At 63.3% G+C, this 2,033-nt stretch carries 3 protein-coding genes; all 3 read left to right on the forward strand.

Going from position 1 to position 2,033, the window contains the following annotated elements; all coding sequences use genetic code 11:
• Positions 1-489: 489 nt before the first annotated feature.
• The 3 genes from EOA33_RS33675 to EOA33_RS33685 all read left to right on the forward strand — a co-directional run bounded on the left by EOA33_RS33675 (position 490) and on the right by EOA33_RS33685 (position 1,906).
• On the forward strand, positions 490-828 hold the full coding sequence (locus EOA33_RS33675; RefSeq protein ID WP_126057256.1) for a hypothetical protein: 339 nt from the start codon (positions 490-492) through the stop codon (positions 826-828).
• A gap of 16 nt (positions 829-844) precedes the next feature.
• The gene (locus tag EOA33_RS33680) at positions 845-1,546 is read left to right on the forward strand and encodes a phosphatase PAP2 family protein (protein ID WP_126057257.1); all 702 of its coding nucleotides are present in this window, start codon (positions 845-847) and stop codon (positions 1,544-1,546) included.
• 90 nt (positions 1,547-1,636) lie between these two features.
• Positions 1,637-1,906, forward strand: a complete 270-nt coding sequence (locus tag EOA33_RS33685) for a helix-turn-helix transcriptional regulator (protein WP_126057258.1) — start codon at positions 1,637-1,639, stop codon at positions 1,904-1,906.
• Positions 1,907-2,033 lie beyond the last annotated feature (127 nt).

Genomic DNA, 2,033 nt, shown 5'->3' on the forward strand with positions numbered 1-2,033 from the left:
CCCTTCAGGAAGCCACGGCGCGAGAAACGCGCGGCGATGATCTCGCCCATGGTGCGGTTGTCGGTAGGATTGACGGCCGGACCGTCATTCTCCTCGAGCAGGCTGGTGCGGAAACCGGTGTCAGGGGAGCGGTGGTCGGTCATGAGCTTTCCTCTGGCTTCTTGGCTGGAGCATGTGAGCTTCCGACCCGTATAGCCGCAGGATCACATTTTCGTGACAGAAGTCGCGATTTCGGCAATCTATTTGCCGGCTCATGAGCGCGACCATGGATACGGCCGGCTTCGGCCGTCATTCGTCGCTCCCGCATGATCGTCAAAATATCGCGCCGGCCAGCACCAACCATGTTGCCAGGACGTATCTTGCGACATCCGGCTTCGATCATGTCTGAGCGGGACACCGGTCCGACGCGGTCTGCTTGACGGCCTCGCGCGCTTGGGAAACAAGGACTGCGGCACGCGCGGCGACGGCCGCTACAGGAGGGGATGAAAAGTGAGTTTCTGGGGACTGGTGCAGCTTGGTGTGTCGACCGTGATCTTCCTGCTCGCGGCGACCGCGGCCAAGCAATGGGGGCTGGCGCCAAGCCTCGGCAAGATCGTGCTGACGCTGGCGCTCTATTCGATCGGCAACCTGATCATGCTGAGGCTGATCCGTGAGTTCGGCATGTCGGTGTCGTTCAGCCTTTCGGCGGTGATCCAACTGGTGTCGGTGAACGTGGTTGCGCTTGCCTTTTTCGGCGAGAGGGTCAACGCGCTGCAGGCCACCGGCATCGTGCTGGCGATCGCCGCCGTGGCGCTGATCACCCTCGGGCCCTATATGCAGCGGCTGTAGTCGGACGGCCAAGCTGATGAGGTCCTTCGCAACCGCCCTGCTCAACAAGATCGAGTTCCCGGTTCTACTGGCCGGACTGGTGATCGCCGGCGGTCTGTGGGGCTTGGAGGAGCTGATGGAGGTGGCGCACGCGACCACGCCGCATGCTTTCGACACCGAGATCCTGCTCGCCTTTCGCCATCCGGGCCAGCCGGATAGTCCGATCGGCCCGGCCTGGCTGGAAGGGGCGGTGCGCGACATTACCAGCCTTGGCGGCACCAGCGTTTTGGTGCTGGTGACGACAGCGGTCATCATCTATCTACTGCTCATCCGCCGGCCGGCAACCGCGCTGCTGATGTTCGTGGCCGTGGCGGGCGGGCAAGTGCTGTCGAGCCTGCTCAAGTTCGAAGTCGACCGGCCACGACCGGATCTTGTTTCGCATCTCGTCAACGAGACCTCGCTGTCCTTTCCGAGTGGTCACGCCATGCTTTCGGCGGTGACCTACCTCACCCTAGGCAGCATGGCGGCCCGCTTCCTGCCGGGCCGCACGACGAAGATCTTTGTCCTCGGCCTTGCCATACTGACGACATTGCTGGTCGGCGCCAGCCGCGTCTATCTCGGCGTCCACTGGCCGTCCGACGTGCTCGCCGGCTGGTGTGCCGGTTTCGCCTGGGCCATGCTCTGCTGGCTGGTGGCGCGCTTCCTGCAGCGGCGCCATGCGGTGGCGGACAGTGAGTGACCCATGTTCATCCATGCTAAATGATGCTTGAAACATCACGATCCTTATATTATCCATTGATACTGCAGACTCAGACAAGGGTTCTGGCCGATGATCACCGCCCAGCAGATGCGCGCCGCGAGGGCGCTGGCCGGCATCGATCAGAAGACGCTGGCCGAGCGCGCCGGGGTTTCGCTTCCGACCATCCAGCGCATGGAGGCGAGCGACGGTGTCGTCAGGGGCGTGGTCGACACGCTGATGAAGGTCATCCAGGCCCTCGACGGGTCCGGGGTGGAGCTGATCGGCGAGAACCAGGCCAGCGAGCGCGGCGGCAGGGGCGTGCGCCTCAAGCCGGCCGCACCGCAGAACCCGCAAGGCTGAGCCGGCACGTAAAGTGTTAGAGCATATCTTGTGCGTCCGATTTGGACGCGCGTCGCTCTAAAGTCGCGACGCGCGTCCAAATCGGACGCACAAGATATGCTCTAACACTTTACGTGCCGGCTCAGCC

This window comes from Mesorhizobium sp. M4A.F.Ca.ET.050.02.1.1 (assembly GCF_003997725.1).
GTDB lineage: Bacteria > Pseudomonadota > Alphaproteobacteria > Rhizobiales > Rhizobiaceae > Mesorhizobium.